Genomic DNA, 2,693 nt, shown 5'->3' with positions numbered 1-2,693 from the left:
GCTGATCGACCGGCTGGGTGCCGACGCGGCGGAGGCGGTGCAGCGGGCGGAGCCGGATGCCGAGGGCTGGCGGCGGGCGACGGTGCCGATCGAGGGCATCGGCCATGCCGCCCGGCTGCTGCTGGGCTTCACCGACCTGGTCGAGGTGCTGGAGCCGCCGGAGCTGCGCCGGGCCCTGGCCGAGGGGGCCTGCCGCGTGACGAAGTTGTATGACAAGGAGCATTGACAATCCCGGGCGGCGGCCTACCGTCCGGCCCATGCCGCGCCTCCCGGTAGGCCCGGCCCGCCAGCGAGAGAGATCACGATGGACAAGCGCGGCCTGCGGAAGGGGCTGACCAGCTACGGCGATGCCGGGTTCTCGCTGTTCCTGCGCAAGGCCTTCATCAAGGCCATGGGCTATTCCGACGACGCGCTGGACCGGCCGATCATCGGCATCGTCGACACCGGCAGCGACTTCAACCCCTGCCACGGCAACGTGCCGCAGCTGGTCGAGGCGGTGAAGCGCGGGGTGATGCTGGCCGGCGGCATGCCGATGGCCTTCCCGACCATCTCGATCCACGAATCCTTCGCCCACCCCACCAGCATGTTCCTGCGCAACCTGATGGCGATGGACACGGAGGAGATGATCCGCGCCCAGCCGATGGATGCGGTGGTGCTGATCGGCGGCTGCGACAAGACCGTGCCGGCCCAGATCATGGCGGCGGCCAGCGCCGACCTGCCGGCGATCGTGCTGCCCACCGGCCCGATGGTGGTCGGCCACCACAAGGGCGAGGTGCTGGGCGCCTGCACCGATTGCCGCCGGCTGTGGGGCCGCTACCGCGCCGGCGAGATCGATGATGAGGAGATCGAGGCGGTGAATGGCCGCCTCGCCCCCTCGGTCGGCACCTGCATGGTGATGGGCACCGCCAGCACCATGGCGATCATCGCCGAGACGCTGGGCCTGTCGCTGCCCGGCGCCGCCGCCATCCCGGCCACCCATGCCGACCGCATCCGCTGCGCCGAGGCCACCGGCCAGGCGGCGGCGCGGATGGCGGTGACCGGCGGGCCGCGCCCGTCCGAGATCCTGGTGCCCGGCGCCTTCCGCAACGCCATGACGGCGCTGCAGGCGGTGGGCGGGTCGACCAACGGCCTGGTCCATCTGGCGGCCATCGCCGGCCGCGTCGGCCAGCCGATCGACTATGCCGAGTTCGACCGCATCGGGCGCGAGACGCCGGTGCTGATCGACCTGAAGCCCTCCGGCGCGCAATACATGGAGCATTTCCACCACGCTGGCGGCGTGCCGCATCTGCTGGCGGAGCTGAAGGACCTCCTGGACCTGACCGTGCCGACCGTGGCCGGCGGCACCCTGGCCGACACGCTGCCCAGGCCGGGCGAATGGCGGGACGAATCGGTGATCCGGCCGCGGTCGAACCCGCTGAAGGCCCAGGGCGCGATGGCGGTGCTGCAGGGCAACCTGTGCCCGCGCGGCGCGGTGATCAAGCAGTCGGCGGCGACGCCTTCCCTGCTGCAGCACACCGGCCGGGCGGTGGTGTTCGAGTCGGTCGAGGACATGGCGGCGCGGGTCGACGACCCGGACCTCGACGTCGCGGCCGACGACGTGCTGGTGCTGCGCAGCGCCGGGCCGAAGGGCGCGCCCGGGATGCCGGAGGCCGGCTACCTGCCGATCCCGCGCAAGCTGGCGCAGCAGGGGGTGAAGGACATGGTCCGCCTGTCCGACGCGCGGATGAGCGGCACCGCCTTCGGCACCATCGTGCTGCACATCACGCCGGAATCGGCGGATGGCGGGCCGCTGGCCCTGGTCCGCACCGGCGACCGCATCCGGCTCGACACCGCCGGCCGGCGCCTCGACCTTCTGGTCGACGACGCCGAGCTGGCCCGCCGCGCCGCCGAGGCGCCGCCGCCGAAGCCGGCGCCGGACCGCGGCTATGCCCGGCTGTTCCACGACAGCGTGCTGCAGGCCGATGAGGGCTGCGATTTCGACTTCCTGGTGCCCGGCCGCAAGGCCGGCTGAATGAAGGTTTCTGCCATGCCGAAGCTCTCCGGCGTCATCGCCGCCGCCGCCACGCCGCTGCGCGGAGACCTCTCGATCGACCACGCCAAGCTGGCGGCGCATTGCCGCTGGCTGCTGAATGACGGCGGCTGCGACGCGGTGAACCTGCTCGGCACCACCGGCGAGGCGACGTCCTTCTCGGTCGAGCAGCGCCTGGCGGCGATGCGGGCGGTGGCGGAGGCCGGGCTGCCGATGGAGCGCTTCATGGTCGGCACCGGCGCCTCGGCGCTGGAGGATGCGGTGCGGCTGACCCTGGCGGCCAAGGCCTTCGGCTTCGCCGGCGCGCTGCTGCTGCCGCCCTTCTACTACAAGGGCATCGACGACGAGAGCCTGGTCGCTTACGTCGACACGGTGATCGCGCAGGTCGGCGGCGAGGGGCTGGGCCTCTACCTGTATCACATCCCGCAGAACACCGGCGTGCCCTGGCCGATCGAGGTGGTGGCGGCGCTGGCCGAGCGGCATCCGGACACGCTGCTGGGCCTGAAGGATTCCTCAGGCGACATCGCCTATTCGACCGAGCTGGCGAAGCGGGTGCCGGACATCGCGGTGTTCCCCAGCTCCGAGGCGACGCTCGGCATGGCAAAGGCGCGCGGCTTCGCCGGCTGCATCTCCGCCACCACCAATGTCACCGGGCCGCTGGCCC

General features: G+C 72.2%; 3 protein-coding genes. All 3 read left to right on the top strand.

Annotated features, from left to right (window positions below; all coding sequences use genetic code 11):
* On the top strand, positions 1 to 226 hold a 226-nt coding region (locus tag P409_RS31255), incomplete at its 5' end, for a WCX domain-containing protein (protein ID WP_034847670.1).
* 78 nt (positions 227 to 304) lie between these two features.
* Positions 305 to 2,011: an IlvD/Edd family dehydratase gene (locus P409_RS31250; protein WP_034847667.1), complete on the top strand. Its 1,707-nt coding sequence runs from the start codon at positions 305 to 307 to the stop codon at positions 2,009 to 2,011.
* A 15-nt stretch (positions 2,012 to 2,026) separates the two neighbouring features.
* A partial coding sequence (locus tag P409_RS31245; RefSeq protein WP_034847664.1) for a dihydrodipicolinate synthase family protein occupies positions 2,027 to 2,693 on the top strand: 667 nt, incomplete at its 3' end.

The sequence above is a fragment of the Inquilinus limosus MP06 genome (assembly GCF_000767795.1).
GTDB classification, from domain to species: Bacteria; Pseudomonadota; Alphaproteobacteria; order DSM-16000; family Inquilinaceae; genus Inquilinus; species Inquilinus limosus_E.
This window is presented reverse-complemented; position numbering and strand designations above follow the sequence as displayed.